Origin of the sequence: Streptomyces sp. NK15101 (assembly GCF_020400725.1) — a bacterium.
Taxonomy (GTDB): domain Bacteria; phylum Actinomycetota; class Actinomycetes; order Streptomycetales; family Streptomycetaceae; genus Streptomyces.
Map to the genome: position 1 here is coordinate 1 of NZ_JAINVG010000073.1, position 20826 is coordinate 20826.

General features: G+C 70.7%; 20 protein-coding genes and 3 pseudogenes. 6 read left to right on the forward strand and 17 right to left on the reverse strand.

All coding sequences use genetic code 11. The annotated features are described in order from the left end of the window. The 3 genes and pseudogenes from istA to K7G60_RS29440 form a co-directional block, all read right to left on the reverse strand. A partial coding sequence (istA, locus tag K7G60_RS29430) for an IS21 family transposase (RefSeq protein ID WP_225804003.1) occupies positions 1 to 809 on the reverse strand: 809 nt, incomplete at its 3' end. 390 nt (positions 810 to 1199) lie between these two features. Next, positions 1200 to 1771, reverse strand: a pseudogene (locus K7G60_RS29435) (transposase family protein); the annotation flags it as partial. A gap of 645 nt (positions 1772 to 2416) precedes the next feature. Beyond that, positions 2417 to 3271, reverse strand: a complete 855-nt coding sequence (locus K7G60_RS29440; RefSeq protein WP_225804004.1) for a saccharopine dehydrogenase — start codon at positions 3269 to 3271, stop codon at positions 2417 to 2419. 290 nt (positions 3272 to 3561) lie between these two features. Here K7G60_RS29440 and K7G60_RS29445 point away from each other — a divergent pair, with 290 nt between their 5' ends. Continuing rightward, the gene (locus K7G60_RS29445; RefSeq protein WP_225804005.1) at positions 3562 to 4149 is read left to right on the forward strand and encodes a TetR/AcrR family transcriptional regulator; all 588 of its coding nucleotides are present in this window, start codon (positions 3562 to 3564) and stop codon (positions 4147 to 4149) included. A 187-nt stretch (positions 4150 to 4336) separates the two neighbouring features. On the opposite strand, the gene K7G60_RS29450 is transcribed toward K7G60_RS29445, so the two are convergent. The 3 genes from K7G60_RS29450 to K7G60_RS38965 all read right to left on the reverse strand — a co-directional run bounded on the left by K7G60_RS29450 (position 4337) and on the right by K7G60_RS38965 (position 6387). Beyond that, entirely contained in the window at positions 4337 to 5743 is a 1407-nt protein-coding gene (locus K7G60_RS29450; RefSeq protein WP_225804006.1) for a DUF692 family multinuclear iron-containing protein, read from the reverse strand. Between the two features lie 28 nt (positions 5744 to 5771). Beyond that, complete coding sequence (locus tag K7G60_RS29455) at positions 5772 to 6017, reverse strand: hypothetical protein (protein WP_225804007.1); 246 nt, start codon at positions 6015 to 6017, stop codon at positions 5772 to 5774. 235 nt (positions 6018 to 6252) lie between these two features. After that, a complete protein-coding gene (locus K7G60_RS38965) occupies positions 6253 to 6387 on the reverse strand; it encodes a hypothetical protein (protein ID WP_263986468.1) in 135 nt (44 codons plus the stop codon). A gap of 981 nt (positions 6388 to 7368) precedes the next feature. Between K7G60_RS38965 and K7G60_RS29460 the strand changes: the two genes are divergently transcribed. After that, positions 7369 to 7929 (forward strand): hypothetical protein, encoded by a 561-nt coding sequence (locus K7G60_RS29460; RefSeq protein WP_225804008.1) that lies wholly within the window; start codon positions 7369 to 7371, stop codon positions 7927 to 7929. 508 nt (positions 7930 to 8437) lie between these two features. Here K7G60_RS29460 and K7G60_RS29465 read toward each other — a convergent pair. Continuing rightward, positions 8438 to 8581, reverse strand: coding sequence for a hypothetical protein (locus tag K7G60_RS29465; protein ID WP_225804009.1), 144 nt, complete (start codon positions 8579 to 8581; stop codon positions 8438 to 8440). Positions 8582 to 8681: 100 nt separating this feature from the next. Continuing rightward, positions 8682 to 8981, reverse strand: coding sequence for a hypothetical protein (locus tag K7G60_RS29470; protein ID WP_225804010.1), 300 nt, complete (start codon positions 8979 to 8981; stop codon positions 8682 to 8684). Positions 8982 to 9082: 101 nt separating this feature from the next. Here K7G60_RS29470 and K7G60_RS29475 point away from each other — a divergent pair. Beyond that, positions 9083 to 9229, forward strand: a pseudogene (locus K7G60_RS29475) (TetR/AcrR family transcriptional regulator); the annotation flags it as partial. 33 nt (positions 9230 to 9262) lie between these two features. On the opposite strand, the gene K7G60_RS29480 reads toward K7G60_RS29475, so the two are convergent. Then, complete coding sequence (locus tag K7G60_RS29480; RefSeq protein ID WP_225804040.1) at positions 9263 to 9538, reverse strand: hypothetical protein; 276 nt, start codon at positions 9536 to 9538, stop codon at positions 9263 to 9265. A 373-nt stretch (positions 9539 to 9911) separates the two neighbouring features. Between K7G60_RS29480 and K7G60_RS29485 the strand changes: the two are divergent. Both K7G60_RS29485 and K7G60_RS29490 read left to right on the forward strand, forming a co-directional pair. After that, a pseudogene (locus K7G60_RS29485) lies at positions 9912 to 10031 on the forward strand (four-helix bundle copper-binding protein); the annotation flags it as partial. Between the two features lie 86 nt (positions 10032 to 10117). Beyond that, positions 10118 to 10444: a DUF1326 domain-containing protein gene (locus K7G60_RS29490; protein WP_374115707.1), complete on the forward strand. Its 327-nt coding sequence runs from the start codon at positions 10118 to 10120 to the stop codon at positions 10442 to 10444. 239 nt (positions 10445 to 10683) lie between these two features. Here K7G60_RS29490 and K7G60_RS29495 read toward each other — a convergent pair whose 3' ends face one another. The 7 genes from K7G60_RS29495 to K7G60_RS29525 form a co-directional block, all read right to left on the reverse strand. After that, positions 10684 to 11007 (reverse strand): DUF305 domain-containing protein, encoded by a 324-nt coding sequence (locus K7G60_RS29495; RefSeq protein ID WP_225804012.1) that lies wholly within the window; start codon positions 11005 to 11007, stop codon positions 10684 to 10686. Positions 11008 to 11017: 10 nt separating this feature from the next. After that, the gene (locus tag K7G60_RS29500) at positions 11018 to 12523 is read right to left on the reverse strand and encodes an ABC transporter permease (protein WP_225804013.1); all 1506 of its coding nucleotides are present in this window, start codon (positions 12521 to 12523) and stop codon (positions 11018 to 11020) included. Next, the gene (locus K7G60_RS29505; protein WP_225804037.1) at positions 12520 to 13077 is read right to left on the reverse strand and encodes an ATP-binding cassette domain-containing protein; all 558 of its coding nucleotides are present in this window, start codon (positions 13075 to 13077) and stop codon (positions 12520 to 12522) included. Before K7G60_RS29505 ends, K7G60_RS29500 begins: the two co-directional genes overlap by 4 nt. A gap of 113 nt (positions 13078 to 13190) precedes the next feature. Further along, positions 13191 to 13472, reverse strand: coding sequence for a hypothetical protein (locus tag K7G60_RS29510; RefSeq protein ID WP_225804014.1), 282 nt, complete (start codon positions 13470 to 13472; stop codon positions 13191 to 13193). After that, on the reverse strand, positions 13469 to 14161 hold the full coding sequence (locus tag K7G60_RS29515) for an isoprenylcysteine carboxylmethyltransferase family protein (protein ID WP_225804015.1): 693 nt from the start codon (positions 14159 to 14161) through the stop codon (positions 13469 to 13471). The genes K7G60_RS29510 and K7G60_RS29515 overlap by 4 nt, the downstream gene beginning before the upstream one ends. Further along, positions 14154 to 14435, reverse strand: coding sequence for a hypothetical protein (locus K7G60_RS29520; protein WP_225804016.1), 282 nt, complete (start codon positions 14433 to 14435; stop codon positions 14154 to 14156). Before K7G60_RS29520 ends, K7G60_RS29515 begins: the two co-directional genes overlap by 8 nt. A gap of 29 nt (positions 14436 to 14464) precedes the next feature. Further along, complete coding sequence (locus K7G60_RS29525; RefSeq protein WP_225804017.1) at positions 14465 to 14689, reverse strand: DUF2933 domain-containing protein; 225 nt, start codon at positions 14687 to 14689, stop codon at positions 14465 to 14467. Positions 14690 to 14854: 165 nt separating this feature from the next. On the opposite strand from K7G60_RS29525, the gene K7G60_RS29530 reads away from it, so the two are divergent. Then, on the forward strand, positions 14855 to 17608 hold the full coding sequence (locus tag K7G60_RS29530) for a heavy metal translocating P-type ATPase (protein ID WP_225804018.1): 2754 nt from the start codon (positions 14855 to 14857) through the stop codon (positions 17606 to 17608). Positions 17609 to 17762: 154 nt separating this feature from the next. On the opposite strand, the gene K7G60_RS29535 is transcribed toward K7G60_RS29530, so the two are convergent. Next, positions 17763 to 20228, reverse strand: coding sequence for a cation-translocating P-type ATPase (locus tag K7G60_RS29535; RefSeq protein ID WP_225804019.1), 2466 nt, complete (start codon positions 20226 to 20228; stop codon positions 17763 to 17765). Positions 20229 to 20826 lie beyond the last annotated feature (598 nt).

Sequence of the window (20826 nt, forward strand, 5' to 3'; positions counted from 1 at the left end):
GAACGATCGTGCGCGAGCACGTGCTCGCGCACGATCGTCACCTGCCGCTCGACCCGCCCCTTCCCCGTCGGCCGGTAGGCGGCCGGCACGTCGATGTCGAAGTCGTAGTGCCCGGCGAACGCCACCGCCTCCGGATGCAGCGGAACTGCCTTCCCCGGTGCCACGTGCTGATGCACGACCGTCTTCGTCCGGTCGTAGACGATCGTCTTCGGTACCCCTCCGAAATGGGAAAACACCCTCCGGTGGCAGTCCCAGAACGTCGGCAGGTCCATCGACGTGGTGAAACAGCAGAACGGGTCCCGCGAATACGACAGGACCATGTGGAAGGAGTAGACCTTCGCGGCCCCGAAGTGTTTGAGAACACCGGCCTCGTCGCCCCGTTCGACCTGGGCCTGAGCACCGGGGAAGACCTCGAACCGGCGGTGCAGGCCCTGCATGTCGGCCGGCCCCAGCCCCAGCTCGGTCGCGATCCTGGGCCCGGCCTCCTGCAGATACAACCTCACCCGCTGGTAGTGCCCTGGGAAACCGTACTGGTCCACCAGCCGCTCGTGGATCACCGTGCCCCGCAGCGTGATGTCCGCCCGCGACCAAGCGTCGATCAGCGGCGCGTACTCAGTCACCGTCTGCGGGATACAGCCTTTGCGCGGGCTCCCGCGCGAGGGCACCACCGCGGGCGGCACCTGAAGATACTTCTTGACCGTCCGCCAGTTCGTCCCGGTCTCCCGGGCGATCGCCGAGATGCTCATCCCGGCCTCATGCATGGCGCGCAGCCTGCGTAGTCCCATCCATCGCTCCGTCTGCAGGATCATCGGGACGGGACGCCCTTCACTCTCCTCTCCGCACATCACCTGAAGCGAAGGGTGTCCCAATCCCAAGAACCGTCAGACGGACCCGCCCGAATTACCTCTGCATCTCACCCCGTACGCACCTCTGCAGACCACCATGTACGCGGACAACACCCAACTGCGACCGGCCCGGCCCCGGACGACCACCCGGCCGAAAGAACACCCAGCCCGCCCCACGACACGACGTCCACACGCCCCGCAAGACGGGCACCGTCACCTCCTGGAACAAGAAGTCGACGCCCCCTCGACCTCGCCGCACAGGCTAAAGATCAAGCTGAAGCGTGTCGCAGAAGGTCGTGCCCAGGCAGGTCAGAGCCGTTGTCCGCGCTGGTCTGCTCACGCGGTCATGGCGAGATTATGCAGGTGGGCGACGGCGTGCTCGACGCAGACCCTGACCCGTCGGTGTTCGGCGTTGTCCTCCTCCTCGCCGGGCAGGAGGGCCCGTCCGGGGCGTTTGCGGTGTGGGACGACGGGTCCGGTGTTGATGTACGCGCCGTCTCCCAGCACGGTCACGCCCTCGCAGGCGGTGGCCAGGCCGGAGTCCCGCCAGGCCTTCGCGTCCGCGGTGGCGCCGGGCACCGGCCGGGCCGCCGCGACCACGAGTTTCGTGTCGGTGCCGATGATGACCTGCACGTTCGCCGAGAACCGGTAGGTGCGCGAGGGGCGCCGGTCTTCCGGTCGCGGACCGGGATCAGGGTGCCGTCCACGATCCGCAACCGGTCCACCGCGTCGGTGGGGCGGGTGGCCGGCTCGATCGCGAGCAGCGGCCGCAGCCGCTGGATGACCCGGCATCGTGAGGTTCGTGCGGTAGTACACGGCCACCAGCAGCACCCGGTCCGCCAGCGACAAGCACCACGGCCGGCCGCCGCCAGGACCGTTCCCGCCGCGCTCCCGCACGACCTTCAGCAGCGTTCGAACTGCCGCATCCGCAGGCCCGTGAACGTCTCCACCCACAACGACCCAGTCCTCAGCACCCCGTCTGTACTCGGGAAATGCCTGCTTCACAGCCTTCCGCAGCGCACTTGGACCCGGTTCGCCCAGCCGAAGGCGAAGAGACAGACCCTCAGGCCACTGTTCCATCATCATCCACCGGTTCCGCTCGAACGGAGCCTGACTCCTGGGTCACGCGTCTCGCGGTGTTCAGCTGAGACAGCCCTCGGCGCGGTCGAACACGGCCCGAGCGGACCTCATCGGCAGGGGCGAACAAGGGGCCGCTCGTCCGCATTCCTGTCAGGGGAAGCAGCCGGGCGGGCTCTGTGGGCTACACGGTACCGGTCGCCGTGGACCGCCATCCGTACGTGACTGCCTCCGGCCCAGGACATCCATGAAACGTCACCCCATCAAGGGGTGGGGCCACATCGCATCGTCGAGGACAGCCGGAACACCTCGACGCCGAAGGCGTCCGCGTCGAGGGGGCCAAGGGCGGGCGTCGCGCACCGCACAGCGCGTCGTGTCGGCGACGGCGGTCCCGCCCTTCACCCACATCCCGCGGCACCAGGCCGGCGACGTCGTCCGGCGCGTGCACCCAGGCATGTCCTGCTGCGGTGCAGTCACCGTCCTCCCGGAAGCCCTCATGCCGGCCTTCCCTCGGCGCGACGCCAGACGGTGACGCCGTGGGAGGCGAGGCGTTCGGGCAGGTCCGCGAGGCTGGGGAGCTGTTCGATGTGGTGCACGCCCGGGGGTACTCGACCCGCCAGGAGTTCGCGGGTGGCGTGCGCGGCCACGAGGCCCGTGATCCTGCTCTGTCCATGGCCGGTCAGGGCCCAGGAAGCCGATCTGCCGGCTCGCTGGGCGTCGGCCCGTACCGCGAAGCCCTCGCCACCGAGATGCACTCGGCCGAACGCCGCCGTGAGCAAGCGAGGGCGCCGCGCCAGGGCCGTCCGGCGCAGGGCGAAGAGAGCAGCGGTAAGGGGGCGGGAGTCGAGACAGAACCGAGTGGTCACCTCGGGAACGCCGAGGGTACTGGCGAGGGTGTACTGGTCGGAGAAGGGGAACGGGTGCACGATCCGTCCACCGAAGCCGGGAAGTACGGTGCGCAGAGGGTCGGCCGCGACGGGTTCACCCAGGCCCGTGACGGTCCACCGCACGGCGTCGATCCCGTGACGCTCACCCGCGCCGATCAGGACGGAAAGGTCGAGGCGGTCCGCTCCCCTGACGTCGTCATGCGCGCGCAAGGCCAGCAGGTTGGTCAGACCGGGCGCAAGACCGACGCTCAGGACGGCGGCAGCCCCCGCTACAGCCGCTGGGCCGGACATCGCAGCCACCGCGTCCAAAAGCCTGTGGCTCGCGCCGACATCGACGATGTGAATCCCGCGCTCAAGGCACCGGTGCGCGGGGCCGGCGTCGGGCGGTTCGACGCAGAAGACAACGGCAGCCAGGTCGCCCAGCGCGTCCAGCACCCGCTCGAAGTCGAACGGATCGGTCACGTCGACACGTACGCCGCCGAGGCGACGAGCCCGTGCAGCGTCACGCCCAGCGGGGATCACCCGCCCCGGAAACCACTCCGACAGGGACGCCGTGACCGCTCCGCCGACAGCCCCGTACCCGCCTACGACGAGAACACGACCGGCGGACTCCTGGTTCGCTGTAGTCATACTCCAGTGAATCACACTGTAGTGTCGCTACAGCGTGATTCAACTACCCTGATACGAAAGCGAATGCGCCGGTGACCGCACCCCTGAGCCGGGCCGAGAAGGCCCGCCGAACCCGGCGGCGAATGCTTGACAGCGCGGCAACGCTGTTCGCCGAGCGAGGATGGGCTCGGACGACCGTCGAGGACATCGCACGCACCGCCGAAGTGGGGGTCCAGACCGTCTACTTCACCTTCGGAAACAAGCGGGCCCTCCTCAAGGAGGTCCTGGACACCGCCATCGCCGGCGACATGGATCCGGTCGCCACCCTCGACCGTCCTTGGGCGCGCGAGGTTCTCGCGGAACCGGACCCAGCCGTCCAACTAGCCCTCCAAGCCGCCGGAGCCCGCTGGGTCCTCGATCGGGCCGCATCCGTCTTGGAGGTGGTCAGAGGTGCGGCAGCCGCCGATCCTGAGATCGCCGCCCTCTGGCAGGCCAATCTCGAACAGCGTCACGCGGTCCAACTGCGTTTCGCCGAGGCGCTCGTCGACAAGTCCGACGGCGGGCTGCTGGGCGGTCATGACGCGAACTCGGCCGCCGACATCGCCGTGACCCTCCTCGGCCCCGAGACGTACGGCCTCATGGTCGGCAACCTCGGCTGGTCGGCCGCGCGCTGGGAACACTGGGCCGCGGACGCCCTCGTGCGCCAGCTCCTTCCTGATCAGACTCCCTGACGGCTGCCGACACGTCCACCGCCATGGAGGGCTGCGTGGCGCGGTCAGGAGCGGTGGCGGAAGAAAGGCACAGGTCGACCGCCTCTACGAGCAGGCGACACAGGCGACCGAGAAGCACAGCGGGGCCAAGAAGGAGGCGAACGCGCTCGGGAGACCGGCCTGCGGCGGCACGAGGCCTCGTACTCGCTCAGGCGGGTGCACCGTCGTCGACGAGGCGGACCCGGAAGTGGCCGCGTGGCGGCGCCACCGGTAGACGCCCGGCTCCCAGATCCGTCAGGAGCGCAGTGGGATCGGTGCGCAGACCGACGATGCAGGGTGAGCCGTCGAGTCGCGCGCTGAGGAGACCGAGATCGAGCTGGACGACGTCCGTCAGCCAGGGTACGCGCGGCCGGACTTCCAGTAGGTGGTCTGCGAACGCGAACGCTTCCTCGGAGGCGAAGAGGCGCGGCGGGCACGAACGCGTGTAGTCCCTGAGCAACTCGCCCGTACCGGCCGGTCCCAGCGCCAGGAACAGCAGCCGCATCGTGTACCGGAGGGTGCCCGTGAGCGCGCTGCCCCTGAACTCGGCGACCAGGTCTCGGAGCAGCCCGATCGCCGGATCGGTCACCAGCTCCTGGGCCAGCGGTGTTCCGGGATCGAGGCCGACGGCCAGACCGCCGAGCGCGAGCTCCCAGTCGCCCGGGGCGGTCGTCTCCCCTGGGGTGGGGTGCGGGACGTCTGCGGGCCGCGACGGCGACGGCGACGGCCGTGCGGGGGAGACCTGCGGAGGCCACATCTCCCCCACCGTCACGAGCAGTTCGCGGACGGCGCCCACATCGAGATCCGGTACGGCCGAGGGCGTCACCTCGAACAGGACCGCGCGCAGCGCCGGAAGCCGCGGCAGGATCCGGTGGGCGAGTGCCAGCAGATCGTTGTCGGGGAGTCCGGAATGGTCGTCCAGCCAGTACCCGCGGTATTCGGAACCGCCGGCCAGGTGCACCTCCCACACCCGGTCGAGGGGCAAGTCGGCCAGCAGATCCTCGATTCTGTCCCGGCCGTTGCGTTCGTTGGCCAGGACGTTGTGCAGGTCCAGGAGCAGACCACAGCCGCTCTCCTCCACGACCCTCCTGACGAACGCGCCGTCGGACAGTTCGCCGGGCCGCGGCCGGAGGTAGTTCGCGCCGATCTCCACGGCCAGGGGCACCGGAAGCGCATCGGCCATCGTGCGAATGGACCGGACGGCCGCGTGGGCGCCCGTCTCCGTCTGGCAGGGCGGCAGCATGAATCCGGTATGAAACCGATTTCCCCTGTCCGCCACCCGGTTGAAAGCGAGGTGCTCGCTGACCCACGGCGCGTGCAGCCTCCCGGCCAGCTCCCCGAAGAGCGCCGTCTGCCGCGGGTCTGGAAGGCAGGAGCCGCCGACCGGATTGCCGACCCCGTGCAGCAGCCGCGCACCGGGAAGATCCGAAAGCCGCCTCAGCACCTCCTCGTCGACCACGATCTCGCCATCTCCGCGGACCCGCCAAAGACTCTGCGGTTCGATCTCGACGACGTCGAGCAGGTCGGCGACCTCGTGGAGAATGTGGTCGAGACCGGGTACGTAGGTGAGCCCCACCCCTAGCCTCGTCACGACGGGCCCTGGGTCAGCGGGTCAACGGGGCAATGACCGCCGGCTGGACTTGGCCCTCCGAATCCACCACGAAGTCGCGGGCGATGGTGATGCGGAGGTCCCTCCCCGAGTGGCACGTGGGGCACCCCAGCTGCGTCATCACGTCCTTGATCACACCCTGCATCTTGTCCAGGTCGTTGGCCACGGACACCGGCACCGTGACGTTGACCGCCGCCAGCCACGGGTCCGGCACCGGTCCAGCCAGCGTGTTGTTCGACATGGGAGTCTCCCTGTGGGTCAGGTCCTGCTGCGTGCGGCAGCCCTCGGCGCCCGGACGGCCGCTCCACATCATGCAGGGATGCCACAACACCTCACGAGGAGGCACGCAGGCGCACCCGGGTGAGGGTTGGCCCAGAGTGCCCGACGCGGTGCGACCAGGGCCCGTACCACAGCCTCATGACGCCCGGCGGGCACTTCCCCACCCCACCAGGTGAGCCGGCAGGACATGGTTTTGATCACGGGCCGTGCCGCCCATGGAGGCAGGCCACGGCGGGGGCGGCCTGTGTCCGCAGGGACCGGAATTCGGAGAGGGAGGGCGGGGGCCGGCCACCGGTGTCCGTGGCGAGGGTGGCGGCGGTTCTCGCTGTCACGCTCCTGCTCCTGCTCCTGCTGGCGGCATGCCCTCCTGGCCTCTGAGGAGGACACGGCCGTGCGCCTCACTGGCAGGCAAGGGCCCGTCCCCGGCCGCTTCTCAGCCGATGGGCACAGGCTTCGGCCCCCGGTACAGGCGCCACTCGCCGGCTGGCTATGATCGCGCCGTGACCACGGAACCGAGGACGGCGATGATGCCCCGAACCCGTTCCGTGGTTCCGCAGTGGTCCCGCCTGCTGTGGCTCGGAGCGCTGCTCGTCGGGCTTCTGTACGCCCATGGCCTTCACGCGGACAGCAGTGTCGGGCATACGGCACCGGGCAGCGTCGCGGGGCTCGCGACCGGCCACCTCCATGAGGGGCTGTCGGGCGTCGGCGACACCGGGGACCCCGACGGCGAGTCGTCGGCCGCCATACAGGACTGTGCGACCGGGCAACCCGCTACGGGCTTCGACGTTCCTCCGCCCGCCGTTTCTCCCCTTGTTGCCGAGCCCGCTCTCGCCGGCACGGCTCATGCCGGCTCCCCGGCCGCCGCGTGGCCCGCTGCCGATCGTGGCTCGACATCTGCCGTTCTACGTATTTAGGCGTTCCCTCAGCGGACGCGGCGCCCCTCTCCACGCCTGCGTCTCATCCCGCCTCTCGTCCATCGGCTCTACCGACCGGTTCCCTCGCATGCCGAGTCGCCGTGTCCCGTGACGCCTGGTGGACGAACCCTCCCTCTTGCTTCCCCGCGTGCTCCGCCTCCGCCTGTCCCTCCCGGACCGGGTGGGGCTGCCGTCGCGCGCCTTCGTACTTCCTGGACGGGTCCCTTGTCTCTCATCACCGACCGCACCTCATCGCCCCATGCCGCCCCAGAGCCCGCCTCCGGCGGGCGGGCGGCCAACCGGCGCGCCGCACGGCGTCGCCGGCGCAGTACGCCGCTGGCCGGTCGTTACATCGGATACGTTCTGTACTTCGTCGGAGCCGGCCTGATCAGCGGCGCAGTGGTGCATCACCCCCTCGACCCCGCCCGCTACACGATGGTCGGCATCGCGGGTGTCGTCGTGTTCCTCATGGCCACGGCAGTCAACGAGTTCCTGCTGGTCCAGGACCGACCGCCGCTCGTGCGTGCTCTCGCCGTGATCGGCGCCTCGCTCCTGCTCTCGTTCGGAATCGGCATGCTCAGCGGCGGCCTCCAGCACTTCGACGACTTCCCCGCGCGCGGAGCGGTCCTCGTCCCCCTGGGCATCGTCGTCTCGTTCGTCGCCTTCGTCCTCAAGGACGCCGAGACCTCGCCCCGCCTCCTGGTCAGCCCCCTCATGCTGGTCGTTCTGCTCGTCGCCGGGGCGAGCCACCTCGGGCTGAGCACACTCGCGGCCGGGGCGGGCGGCGAGGCGTCCGAGGGCGGTGGGCACAGCCACGGTGGCGGCGCGGCGGAGACCGACGACCACGGGTCGAAGCCCGAGTCTTCCTCGCCGGCCGGTGGTCCTTCGTCGCCGACTGTGCCCGAGGAGACGCCCAGCGCCGACCAGCCGAAGCACACTGGCGACGGCCACGCGCATTGAACCGTCACCGTCCGGAAGACAGCGACCCACTTCTACCAAGGCGCTCAGCGGCTTGAGTTCAGCGGGCCGTCGGCCGGCCCAGGAAGCCGGCTCCCCCGTCATGGCCTACGTGTCCGGCCGACGGCACCATCCACGGACCCTCGTCCTCCGTCCTCGTGGAAGCCGACTGCCCGCTCCTCAGCGAGACGGGGACGGCGCGCTTCGGACGAGGCGAGGTCGCTGATGACGTCCTGCTCGGCGGTCAGGTCTCCCCGGCCTGCGCCCAGCGGCTTACAGGAGGCCGAGGTGTTGCCCGACCGATCGTGACGCCTCACGGGCCGTGAGAAGTCACCCCGCCGTCGCCGCTGGAGCGCGTGCGCCCCTCGCCGTCACCCCGCGCTACGGGAAGTACATGGCGGCGCGTGCTCCGGGAACACACCGCACGCCTACACGACGCTGCTTGAACGGCTGTGCCGTGGCGTTGCAGCGGTCTTCGGACGCTCGGAGCTGGTCCTCGATCTCGGCGAGGTCAGTGAAGTCGGCAGCGGCCGAACGCCTTCGCGTCGTGGACGTCGTAGGCGGCCAGGTCTGCCGGACCGGGCGGCCCGATGTCCAGGTCAGGCAGGTAGCGGTTCGGCTGCCGCCGCCGGGTCACGTAGCGGCTTGAGCACATGGGACCAGGCGATGCCCTCGTCGAGCGTGGCGGCGAGGACTGATTCCTCATGGGTGCCCGGTACGCAGGCGCCCGGGTCGGTGTGGTCCGTCGGCCGCTGTCACTCGGATCGGTAGGAGCCGACTGCGTCCAGGTAGGTCACGGTGGGCTGCTCCGTGCAGATCTCGCTCAGGGCGGCGCGATAGCGCTGGAACGAGGCCAGCCGGTGATGCGGGGCCGCCACCGGGTCGCCCTCGGACTCGATCAGAGCCAGAAAGCTGCCGCTGCCGTCGAGCCGAAAGGTGTCGTAGCGCAGGCTGCGCGGACGGGCCCGCTCAAGGTGCTCGTAGACGGCGTGCAGCAACGCCACGCTCTGCTCCACTCGTTCCGGCCTGACGGTGTACCGGATCATGACGCGCATGTTGCCCCCTTCTCTGCGGTGCATCGGCCTGCCCGCAGATTTCATCGGACAGCCCGTCTTTCACGAGACAGGCTGTCAAGCGAATATCAGGGTTCGGAGCCATGCCCCCCACTCGGAAGTACGAACAGCAGCTGCGCGCCCGGGCCGCAGAGGAGACAAGGCGCCGCATTCTCGACGCCGCCTACCAGCGACTGCGTGAGGCGCCGTCCGAACCGGTCAGCGTGGACAAGGTCGCCAAGCTCGCGGAGGTGTCGCGCTCCACCGTCTATACGGTCTTCGGCTCACGCGCGGGCTTGTTCGACGCACTCGGCATGGACCTGCTGAAGCGCGGCGGATTCACCGACATGGTGCGCGCGGTGCTCCACCCGGATGCCCGAGAGGGCCTGCGTGGCGGCATCCGCAGCAACGTGCTGATGTACGCGGCACACCGGGACGTGCTTCGCGCCTTGTTCTCGATGGCCCAGCTCGACGCCGAAGCGGTCGGCGGCGCGGTTCAGCGCCTCGAACGCGGACGCGCCGAAGGCATGAGCGGCCTCGCCGGCCGACTGGCCGAGCAAGGTGCGCTCCGCGCCGGCCTCACCGCCGCTCAGGCCGTCGACGTGCTATGGCTGCTGACCAGCTTCGACAGCTTGACCTGCTCTATAGCGGCCGCTCGCTGCGACCCGAACTTGTCGCCACGACCTTGGTCAGCACCGCCGAGCACGGCTTGTGCTCCTGAGAACGGTGGGGTCGCACATGAACCCCCGAAGGACTTCCGGAACCAACCATTTGGCCGCGTCGGCCGTAGCCCGCCGCGGCCAAGACGGACTGGTCGGGCCGTCGACAGACGCGGCCGCCCGGCCCCTCGGTCTCGCCCGGAGAGTGAGGCACCCCATGACCACGGCCAAGGACATGCTCGCCACCTACCCGGCCGACCTCGGGAACATCGACAAGGCGTGCGGCGACGAATGCGCCTCACACGCGGACATGCATGAGCACTGCCGCCTGTGTGCGGAGGCGTGCCGTGCCCGCGAAGCGGCGTGCAACGAACTCATGGCGGCTCTGGGCTGACCCGTGGCAGGGCTCGGCCCTCTGCCCGCTCGCGCGGCTGTGCTCGCGCATCCGATGGAGAGCGGACAAGTCTCCGCCGGTTTCGCATGCCCCCTGGGAGCATTGAGAGCGTCAGCGACATCTGCAGCTGCTCCTTGCCGTGCCCCTGCACCTTCGCCCAGGCACCTGCACACGGGTCGTGTCTGTTCACCCTCGTATGGCAGGTGCGCGAAGGACACTTCGGGGACGTTCGACTCGATGGCCTCGGGGTCGTGGCACTGGGCGAGTTCGCCGGCAACATGTGGGCGGAGAAGAACGACTCCCGGATGAGCGTGATGTTCTCCATCGACGCGAAGGGCACGGCAGCCCAACGAGAGGCGCTCGAGGAAATCTTCCGAGGCACAAGCGTCAGCGTTCCGCGCTATGCGGCCTGACCAGGGTGACCTGGCCAGGCCGTTCCGGTACCGACGCGAGCTGCGCTTCAGACTGCCGACGAGGTCTTGCCGGAATCAGCGTCGGCGGTGGGGGGTCCTGGCTGGTTGAGGGGGCGGCTCGTCCCGCCGGCACAGACCACCAGTGGGATCGAGTCGCCTTCAGGAGCGGGGCCAGGACCGCGGCGATTCCTTGTCCTTACCGTCAGGCGCATGGCTGACGCCGCAGTCCCGAGGCGGGTTCAGGAGTCGTGGAGCATGTCGCGCATGTGGACGATCTCCGCGGTCTGGGTCTTGGTGATCCGGTCGGCGAGTTCCCTGACGCTGCGGGTGGCGGCGTCGCTCTCGGCCATCTGGGACATGGTGACGGCCTGGCGGTGATGAGGGATCGTCTGCTGGGCGAAGGTGACGTCGGCCTCGTCGTGAGCCCCAAGTTGGGGGGTTGTGGTGGCGGGGGACGTGGTGGCCGGCGCGGCTGGGTCGTCTTCGCCGCAGCCCGTCAGGGTGAGTCCGGCGACCAGGGCGGCAGCGGCGGCGATGAGTGCGTACGGCGACGGGCGGCGCACCTGGTGGTCTTCATGATCTGCCTCCGGGGATGCGGCCGGTACGGCGGAACAGTGCGGTGGCGGCCAGGGTGAGGCCCGCGAGCCAGGCGAGGGCGAGGAGCAGGGGGCCGGTGGCGTCGAACCCCGGGGTCACGGCGGCGTCGGTCAGGACGCGGCCGGCACCGTAGCCGGGCAGGGCGTGAGCCCATCCGGGCGGAGTGGGGCGGAGCATGGGGCTCTGACCGATGCCGAGGTCGAGGAACGGGATGAGGAAGGCGACGAGGACGCCGCCGAGACGGCCGAAGACCGGGCCGAGCAGGACGCCGACGAGAGCGTAGGTCAGGGCGATGAGCACGCTGGCGCCCAGGTAGCGGGCCCAGTCGCGGGCGTCGAAGACGGTGGCGGTGACGGCGAGGGAGGCGGCGGTCGCCGCGAGCGCGCCGAGGGCGACGACGGCGAGCCGTGCGGCGAGGAGGGCGGTGGGGCGGAAGCCGGCCAGGGCGAGCCGGCGGTCCGCAGCGTGGGCGTCGAGGATCGTGAACAGGCCGACCAGGGCGGCGAGCGACCCGATGGCGATCGGGGCCATGGTGCCGCCGTGGATGTCGGGCAGCCACACCCGTACGGTACGGTCCGCGCCGTTCTCGGGGACGGTCAGAGTGGTGAACTCGCTCGGGGTGGTCGCGACGGAGAGGAGGACGAACACTGCGGGGACGGCGACGAGCAGCGCCCACAGCACCCGGTTGCGGCCCGTCTCCCGCAGGCCGGCCAGGAGTCCGGCGGACAGCTGGGAGACCAGCGAACCGGACGGAGCACGGCGACGGGCGTGGGCGGTACGGCTGGTCGCGATGACGACCGTCCAGGCGACCGCGGCCGCGGCGGCCGTCCCCACCAGGGCCCAGCCGAGGTCCCCGACGCGTCCACCGTGTCCGGAAGGCAGGTCGACCATCCACAGGGTGACGAAGTGGGTCGGCAGAATCCGCGTGAGCGGCCGGTCGGCGGCCCCGAGGACGGGGCCGAGGAAGACGTCGAGGATCCACACGAACAGCACCAGCACCGTGCCGTTGACCGGGTTCGAGACCAGGGCACCGGCCACCGCGCCGATCGCCAGGTAGATCACCGCGTACATCACCGTCCCCGCGACGACGCGGCCGGGTGCGTCGCCGAGGCCGGTACGGGCGGCGAGCGCGACCAGGGCGGCGGCGGAGGCGAACAGAGCGAGGGCCAGTCCGGTCGTCAGGCGGGCGGCCACGAGCCGAGCGGGCGCGAGACCGGCGAGGACGAGGCGGCGGTCGGTGGTGCGCGACCCTCGCAGCTGGAAGTACATGGCGACGGCGGCGATGAACCCGGCGGCCCAGCCGGCCGTCGCGGTCTCGACCGGAGGCCCGCCGACGCCGCCGAGGAGTTCGGCGGCGTCGGCCAGCGGACGGGAGGCGACGACGACGAAGACGACCGGTACGAGGACGAGTACCAGCAGGTTCACCGGGGTGCGGGCGGCATCGGTCAGGAAGCGGCGGGCGAGGAGACCGGTGGCGGTCATGCTCCCACCGCCCGTCCGCCGCGGAGCCGCACGATGCGGTCGAAGCGTTCGATGTCGGTGACGAAGTGGCTGACGATCAGTACCGAACGGCCCGACTGCCTCCGCTCGGCGACCAGGTCCCAGAACTTCAGGTACGTGTCGAAGTCGAAGCCGGCGTACGGCTCGTCGAGGAGCAGCAACTCCGGGTCGGCGAGCAGCGCCAGGCCCAGATTGAGCTTGGCCAGCGTCCCGCCCGAGAGCCGGTCGGCGCGGGTGGCGGCGTACTTCTCGAAGCCGAGCCGGGCGTAGATCTCGGCTCGATTGGCGCGCTCGGCATGACCGGGCAGCCCGTAGGCGTGGCCGAAGAGCTCGAAGTGCTCGTCGCAGGTGAGTCGTTCGTAGACGACCGGCTCCTGCGGGCAGTACCCGATCCGTCCACGGCGGATGACCGTACCGGCGTCCGGGGCGAGGTCCCCGACCAGGATCCGCATCAGTGTGCTCTTGCCCGAGCCGTTCTCTCCGACGAGACCGACGATCTCACCGGTCGCCAGGCCGAGGTCCACACCGCGCAACACCGGAGATGACCGGCGGAGCGGCCCGCGCCTGTATGCCTTCGTGATCCCGCTCGCGGTGAGCAGCGCAGCGTCGGTGACGGCTTCCCCAGCTCCCGTCAGCGCCGTGTCGCCGGTCACCGAGCCCTCCGGGACCGGGCCGGTGGCGTGGCCGGGATGTCGCGCAGGGTGTCGGCGACGGCCCAGGTCAGTGCGGCGGCGATGCCGGTGACGCCCCACAGTCCCCAGGCAGCGGCGGAGGCGTCCTCGACCAGGAGCGCGGGGAGGGCCGACAGGCCTGCGAGCGGCAGAACGACGGACACCTCGCGGGTGGGACCGTGGTGCCGGTGGACGTGGACGGCGCAGATCGCCACAGCGAGAACGCCGATGGCAAGCAGGAGCCAGATCAGTACGGTCACGGTCGGCCACCGCCCGGGACGGTTGCAGGCGGCGTACGGACGGGGGACCGCGAGGCCGGCGTGCGGTGTCGAAGACGGGGCCGGAAGGCGGGGGTGCGGGTTGCGTGGGCGGTCCAGTCCTCGCCGAGGTGGGCGGCGACCTCGCGTTCCTCGCCACGGGCGGGGCGGACGTACACGTACACCAGGATCGGGAACATGAGGAGGGTCGGGAGGGTCGGCCACTGGAACAGGAAGCCGGTCATGACGAGGAGGAAGCCGTCGTACCGCGGGTGGCGCACCCACTCGTACGGTCCGGTGACGGCCGGCCGGTCGTGCTGGGCAGCGTCGTGGAGGCGTTTCCACGAGGCGGCGATGAGCCAGAATCCGCCGGCGATGGCGACGTAGCCGGCGAGGTGGAACGGGCTGAGGCGCGGGTCACCGGACCAGCCGGTCAGGTCGTTCCACAGGTGCCCGCCGGCATGCGTGTCCTTCGGGAGCGGGAAGGTGCTGCCGAGCCGACTGCCCCGGAGGCAGACGGTCGGCGGAATGCCGTACATCTCGGTGAACAGCGCGGCCATGAAGGCGCTGTGGGCGCCCGCAGGCCGCCAGTCGCGGCGGGTCTTCGGGTGGAAGAAGCTCGCCGCGAAGACGACGGACAGCGGACTGTTCAGGACGGCCGGCGGCCACAGGCCGTACGCGGCGTCAGCCATGGCGGCCTCCCGCACCTGCCTGAGCCGAGGCTTCCGGGAGGCGGTGGCCGTGAGCGATGGCGGTCATGCGGCGTTCGTACGCGGCTGCGTCGATCCGGTCGCGCAGCCTCAGGGCGATCAGCCGCCGCTCGGCGGCCGCCAGGGCGGCCCGGCGCCCGGCCAGGCGGGCCAGCGGGGGCCGTCGGGACTCGTCCGGGGTGATCAGGCGGGCGATGTCGTAGAAGATGCCTGCAGCGATCAGTCCCCCGGCGACGATGGCAATGACGGCGATCATGGAACCCGCCTCCGGCCCGGATCCGGCGGTCAGAGCCGCTCGGCATCGTCGTGGTCGTTATCTTCGCGCCGGTCGTGGTGACCGCTGTGCGTGTTCTGATCGTGCGTGCCGCGCATCATGAAGAACATCATCAGCGGGCAGGCCAGCGCGATGCCGAGGATCGCGAGCGTGCCGACGGGAACGCCGAGGGTGAGGGCGCCGACGACGGCGATCGCAACGGCGACGGCGTACAGACCCCCGTGGTTGCTCTTCATCACGGGCCTCCTTCCTCCCTGCCATCGTCTCGCTGAGGGACCGGGCATGGTGGGGCCGAACGGTCCCCTTCCAGAGGGCCGGGCAGCCCCTGCCTCGCAGGGGTGGCAGGAGGGGGAGGCCGCGCGGGAGGCTGGATGGGGCAGGCGCGCGAGGAGGCGAGCCCCATGACTGTTGCGGATGTGGTCGTCGTCGTGGTCGCCGTCGGTCTGATCACGATGTCGGGCCGGTACTTCTTCGGTGCGCGCAGAGCCGGGACCGCCCGTGTGGAGGGAGGGGTGCAGCGGGTCGACGTGATCGTGCGGGGCGGCTACAGCCCGAGCTTGATCAAGGTGCGGCAGGGGACGCCGGTGGAGGTGGTCTTCGACCGGCAGGAGGCCGGTGAATGCACCTCCCGGGTCGTCTTCCCCGAGCTCAGGGCGGGTGCCGGACTGCCCGCCCACACCAGGACGACCGTTCGGCTGGATCCCGACCGGCCGGGCACGTTCGGCTTCGCCTGCGGGATGAACATGATCCACGGCACTCTGGTCGTCGAACCGGCGGACGGCGGCCCCCCGAGCGAGACCGGCGAAAAGCGGGAGGCCACGGCGGAGACGGTGGAGGCGTCGACCGAGGCTTCGGAGGCCGCGGACGTCGCCGAGCGGCAGGCCGAGATCGAGGATCTGGCCCGTCGGGTCGCCGTGGGTGCCGTGCTCACCGCCCCCGTGCTGTTCGCCGTGATGGCGCACGAGGTCTTCGGTGCCGACTGGGTGCCGGGGTGGATGCTCGACCACTGGTTCCAGCTTGCCCTGATCACTCCGGTGATGTTCTACACCGGCTCGCCGATCCATTCCATCGGCTGGGCGGCGTTGCGCCATCGTGGCGCGGACATGAACTCGCTCATCACACTGGGCACTTCCGCCGCCTACGGCTACAGCCTGCTCGTCACCCTCCTCCCCGGTCTCCTGCCCGAGGACGTACGGGAGGTCTACTTCGAGGCCGTCGGGGTCGTCCTCACCCTGATCCTCCTGGGACGGCTTCTGGAGGCCCGGGCGAAGGCCGGCACCGGAGAGGCCATCCGCTCCCTGATCGGCCTGCAGGCCCGCACCGCACGGGTCGTACGGAACGGGGCCGAAAGCGAGATCCCCGTGGAGGAGGTGGTCGTCGGAGACGAGATCCTCATCCGGCCAGGAGAGAAGATCCCCGTCGACGCCGACGTCCTCTCCGGATCGTCCGCCGTGGACGAGTCGATGGTGACCGGCGAGCCGATGCCCGTCACCAAGCGGGCGGGCGACGGCGTCATCGGCGCCACCGTCAACACCACCGGCTCGTTGCGGGTTCGCGCGGCCAAGGTCGGCTCCGACACGGTGCTCGCCCAGATCGTCCGTCTCGTGCAGCAGGCGCAGGCTTCCAAGGCCCCCATCCAGCGCCTCGCCGACGCGATCTCCGCCTACTTCGTCCCGGCCGTGATCGCGATCGCGATCGCCACCTTCGCCCTCTGGTACACGGTCGGCCCCGCACCGGCTCTCACTCTCGCCCTGGTCTCGGCCGTCGCCGTACTGATCGTCGCCTGCCCCTGCGCCCTCGGCCTGGCCACCCCGCTCTCGGTCATGATCGGCACCGGTAAGGGCGCCCGGGCCGGCATTCTCATCCGCTCGGCCGAGGCACTGGAAACCGCGCACGAGCTCGACACGATCGTCCTGGACAAGACGGGCACCGTCACCGAGGGCAGACCGGTGCTCACCGATGTCGAGCCGGTCGGCGGCTACGCCGAGGACGAGCTGCTGTCGCTCGCGGCCGGGGCCGAGAGCGACAGCGAACACCCGCTCGCCCGCGCGGTCGTCGAAGGCGCCCGCGACCGCGGCCTGACCATCCCCGCGGCCTCGGCCTTCGACTCCGTCACCGGCAAAGGCGTCCGGGCCACCGTGAGCGGGCGCCCCCTGCTCATCGGCACGGCCCGGCTCCTCACGGACGCCGGCGTCGACACCACCGACGTCGCTCAGCACGCCGAGCGCCTGTCGGAGCAGGGCAGGACACCCGTGCTCGTCGCGGTCGACGGACGCGCCGCCGGTGCTCTGGCCGTCGCCGACACCGTCAAGGACGATTCCGCCCAGGCCGTCGCCGCCCTACGGCACCTCGGCACCGAGATCGTGATGCTGACCGGCGACAACGCCCGCACCGCCGCCGCCATCGCCGGTCAGATCGGCATCCCCCGCGTCCTGGCCGAGGTGCTGCCCGAGCACAAGGCCGACGAGATCCGCCGTCTTCAAGGGGAGGGCCGCACTGTCGGCATGGTCGGCGACGGCATCAACGACGCCCCTGCCCTCGCCCAGGCAGACGTCGGCCTGGCGATCGGCACGGGCACCGACGTCGCCATCGAGTCCGCCGACATCACCCTCGTCTCCGGCTCCCTCGCCGGAGTCGTCACCGCGATCCGCCTGTCCCGCGCCACCATGCGCAACATCAAGCAGAACCTTTTCTTCGCCCTCGTCTACAACGCCGTCGGCATCCCTCTCGCGGCCGGCGCCCTCTACCCCCCGTGGGGCATCCGCCTCAGCCCGATCATCGCCGCGGCCGCCATGGCCCTGTCCTCCCTGTCCGTCGTCACCAACGCCTCCAGGCTCCGCCGCTGGCTCCCCACGCCACTCCCCACGGAGGCCGAGGTCGAGGCGGTGCGTGTACGACCGGACGTCGAGGCGGGAACCGACCGGGCGGCACCGGACGAAGATGGTTACAAGGAAAGGGAGTTGGCTGTCGACCCGGTGTGCGGCATGCGTGTCGATCCCGCCACCGCGCCCGAACGCCGCGCACACCCGGACGGAGGCACCCTCTCCTTCTGCTCCGCCCACTGCGCCTCGGCCTTCGACCACTCCCCCGACCGATTCACCAGCACGTCGGCGGAGAGCCCCGCACCACCCGTACGAGGTCATGAACACCATTGAGGTGGAGGAAGCATCGGGCCCCACTCGACGGCGCCGAATCAGCGGCTCGTCGGCGGAGCGTGGCTGGCCGCGAAGGCATGACCGGCACCCGCCTCGTGGCCGACAGGAACCAGGATGCATCGTCGGGGCGGTCCGCGGTCGGTGGCTGTGGTGTTCATGTCCCGGCGCTTCCTCCGGCGCCGGCAGTCTGCGGGGCGGCGCCGGGGAGCCGGAGGCGTTTGAGGGCGAGGGCGTTGACGGCGACGATGATGCTGGAGCCGGACATGGTCAGGGCGGCGATCTCGGGGCGAAGCACCAGGCCGGTGGCGGGTTCGAAGACGCCGGCGGCGATGGGCAGGGCGACGGCGTTGTAGCCGATGGCCCAGCCGAGGTTCTGTCGCATCTTGCGCAAGGTGCCACGGCCGATGCGCAGGGCGGTGGGTACGTCGAGGGGGTCGGAGCGCATCAGGACGAGGTCGGCGGTCTCGATGGCGACGTCGGTGCCGGCCCCGATGGCGATGCCGAGGTCGGCCTGGGCGAGGGCGGGCGCGTCGTTGACGCCGTCGCCGACCATGGCCACTTTGCTTCCACCGGCCTGGAGTTCGGCGACCTTGGCCGCCTTGTCGCCGGGCAGGACCTCGGCGATGACCGTCTCGATGCCGAGGTGCCCGGCGATCCTGCGGGCGGTGGCCTCGTTGTCGCCGGTGAGCATGACGACCTCGACGCCGAGGTCGCGCAGTTCTGCCACCGCCGTGGCGGAGGTCTCCCGGGGCACGTCCGCGATGCCGATCAGCGCCGCCGCCTGCCCGTCCACGGCAGCGACGACGACCGTGCGCCCCGTCGCGGTCAGCTCCTCGCGACGGGCGGCGAGTTCGCCGAGTTCCACCCCCTCGCGCATCGCGAGGCGGAGGTTGCCGACCGCCACACGATGGCCGTCCACGACGGCGGTCGCACCGTGGCCGGGCACGTTCTCGAAGTGACGGGCGTCCACCGCCTCCACGCCGTGTCCCCGTGCGTATCGGACGACCGCTTCTGCGAGGGGGTGCTCTGACTCGCTCTCCACTGCGGCCACCAGCCGCAGCACCTCCAGCTCGTCCCGGCCCGGTCCGGTGACGATGCCGGTGACCTCGGGCTCGCCCTTGGTGAGAGTCCCGGTCTTGTCCATGACCACCACCTGGATACGCGCGGAGTTCTCCAGGGCCACGGCGTTCTTGAACAGCACACCGCGGCGTGCGCCCAGACCCGTGCCGACCATGATCGCGGTCGGGGTGGCCAGGCCGAGGGCGTCGGGGCAGGTGATGACGACGACGGTGATCGCGAAGAGCATGGCGGTGCTGAAAGGCCGGTCGGTGGCGAGCAGCCAGACGGCCAGGGTCAGGGCTCCGCCGACGAGCGCGACGAAGACCAGCCAGAACGCGGCCCTGTCCGCAAGCCGCTGGCCGGGAGCCTTGGAGTTCTGCGCCTCCTGGACGAGCTTGACGATCTGGGCGAGCGCCGTGTCGGAGCCGACTTTGGTGGCGCGCACGCGCAGAGTGCCGTTCGCGTTGAGGGTGGCTCCCACCACAGGCGAGCCGGGTGCCTTGTGGACGGGCAGGCTCTCTCCGGTGACGGTCGACTCGTCGACCTCGCTCTCGCCGGCCTCGACCACCCCGTCCGCGGCGATCTTCGTGCCCGGACGGACGAGCATCAGGTCTCCGACGGCGACCTCGCTCGTGGGTACCTCGAAGGGCTCACCGTCGCGCAGGATCACCGCCCTGGGAGGGGCCAGGTCGAGGAGCGTACGGATGGCGTCGTTGGCCCCGCCCCGGGCCCGCATCTCGAACCAGTGCCCGAGCAGGACGAAGGAGGCCAGCACCGTCGCCGCCTCGTAGAAGACGTCCCCGCCGCCGGTGAGCGTGATCACCAGGGAGTACAGCCAGCCGGCACCGACGGCGACCGCCACCAGGACCATCATGTCCAGGGTGCGGGCGCGCAGCGCCCGCACGGCGCCGTCGAAGAAGATCGCGCAGGAGTAGAGGATCACGGGCAGGCTCAGCAGGAGAGCCCAGACGTCCTGCCGCAGCCCGAACGGCACGGGCGCGTGCAGACCGAACACGTCCTCGCCGATCGGTGACCAGATCAGGATCGGGATCGAGAAGAACACCGCCACCAGGAAGCGGTTGCGCATGTCCGCGACCATCGACGCCATCGACATGCCCGCATGACCGCCGTGGCCCATCGCCTCATGGGGTGATCCGACGGTTTCCGGAGCAGATGGCGGGTGCGTGTGCGGCTGAGGGGCCGCCTCGGCGGGGGTGGGCGGTGGGGTGGCCGCCCCGGTGGGGGTGGGCGGGTCGGGCTCGGTCATGGGGTCGCAGAGGTGCGCGGGCACGGACTGGCCGGCGCAGTGATAGCCGCACTCGGTCACCCAACGGCGCAGCTCCGCCACTGACGTACGCCGTGGGTCGAAGACCACGGTCGCGGACTGGGCGACGGGGTTCGCCTCGACCGCGACGACACCGGGTCGTCGCCCGAGCACCGCCTCGACGGTGGACTGCTGCGAGGCCCAGTTCAGTCCCCGTACGTCGAGCACGGCGGTGCTCTGTTCTTCGGCAGGGCCTGGCGGGTGGTGCTCGTGGCGGTTGCCCGGGGGGTGCGTCACGGCTGCTCCTCCTTACGGCGAGGTCTGCGGGCCCTTGGACGTACTGGCGGACGGAAAGGTCCGGCGGGGCCGCGGGCCGTCTGCGTCGTGGACGCCTCCAGGATCAAGCCGTTCCCCGGGATGGGCGGGGCACCTGGGCGACGGAGGGCAGCCAGGGCCTCATGGAGCGGACCGGCAACGTTTGCCGCGATGGCTGTTCCTCGCATGGCTCCTCGCCTCCAGACGGTGATCACGGCCTTCCGGCATCGACCGGAACACCTGCCGAGTCTGGACGGCAGAGGTTCCGCCGCGTTCGGCAACCCGCCGCTCTGCTTCCGCGTCACTCGATTGCCTCTGGCTGGTACCGGCACAAGCCCGGAGCGCCCCACAGGGGGAACCCGCGACCGGGATCGGGCCCGCTGCACAACAGGCCGTCTTGGAACGCTGCCCGCCTCGGCTCCGTCGGTTCCGGTCCGGCGGAACCACCGCGTCGTGCGCCGACTGTCGGACGGTGCCTCCGCCCAGTCCGGAACGGAAGACGGCGATGGCGCGAACGGGTCACCCGCGGTGGTGATGCCCTCCCGTGCGGTCCTTGAGGTGGCGACGAGCGGCATGCTCC

What these genes read in the sequence shown, in the direction of transcription:
- K7G60_RS29445 (WP_225804005.1), top strand. Translation starts at nt 3,562, where the DNA reads ATGCTTGACAGCGCGGCAACGCTGTTCGCCGAGCGAGGATGGGCTCGG.
- K7G60_RS29455 (WP_225804007.1), bottom strand. Translation starts at nt 6,017, where the DNA reads ATGTCGAACAACACGCTGGCTGGACCGGTGCCGGACCCGTGGCTGGCG.
- K7G60_RS29465 (WP_225804009.1), bottom strand. Translation starts at nt 8,581, where the DNA reads ATGTGCTCAAGCCGCTACGTGACCCGGCGGCGGCAGCCGAACCGCTAC.
- K7G60_RS29470 (WP_225804010.1), bottom strand. Translation starts at nt 8,981, where the DNA reads ATGCGCGTCATGATCCGGTACACCGTCAGGCCGGAACGAGTGGAGCAG.
- K7G60_RS29490 (WP_374115707.1), top strand. Translation starts at nt 10,118, where the DNA reads ATGCCCCCTGGGAGCATTGAGAGCGTCAGCGACATCTGCAGCTGCTCC.
- K7G60_RS29500 (WP_225804013.1), bottom strand. Translation starts at nt 12,523, where the DNA reads ATGACCGCCACCGGTCTCCTCGCCCGCCGCTTCCTGACCGATGCCGCC.
- K7G60_RS29515 (WP_225804015.1), bottom strand. Translation starts at nt 14,161, where the DNA reads ATGGCTGACGCCGCGTACGGCCTGTGGCCGCCGGCCGTCCTGAACAGT.
- K7G60_RS29520 (WP_225804016.1), bottom strand. Translation starts at nt 14,435, where the DNA reads ATGATCGCCGTCATTGCCATCGTCGCCGGGGGACTGATCGCTGCAGGC.
- K7G60_RS29525 (WP_225804017.1), bottom strand. Translation starts at nt 14,689, where the DNA reads ATGAAGAGCAACCACGGGGGTCTGTACGCCGTCGCCGTTGCGATCGCC.
- K7G60_RS29530 (WP_225804018.1), top strand. Translation starts at nt 14,855, where the DNA reads ATGACTGTTGCGGATGTGGTCGTCGTCGTGGTCGCCGTCGGTCTGATC.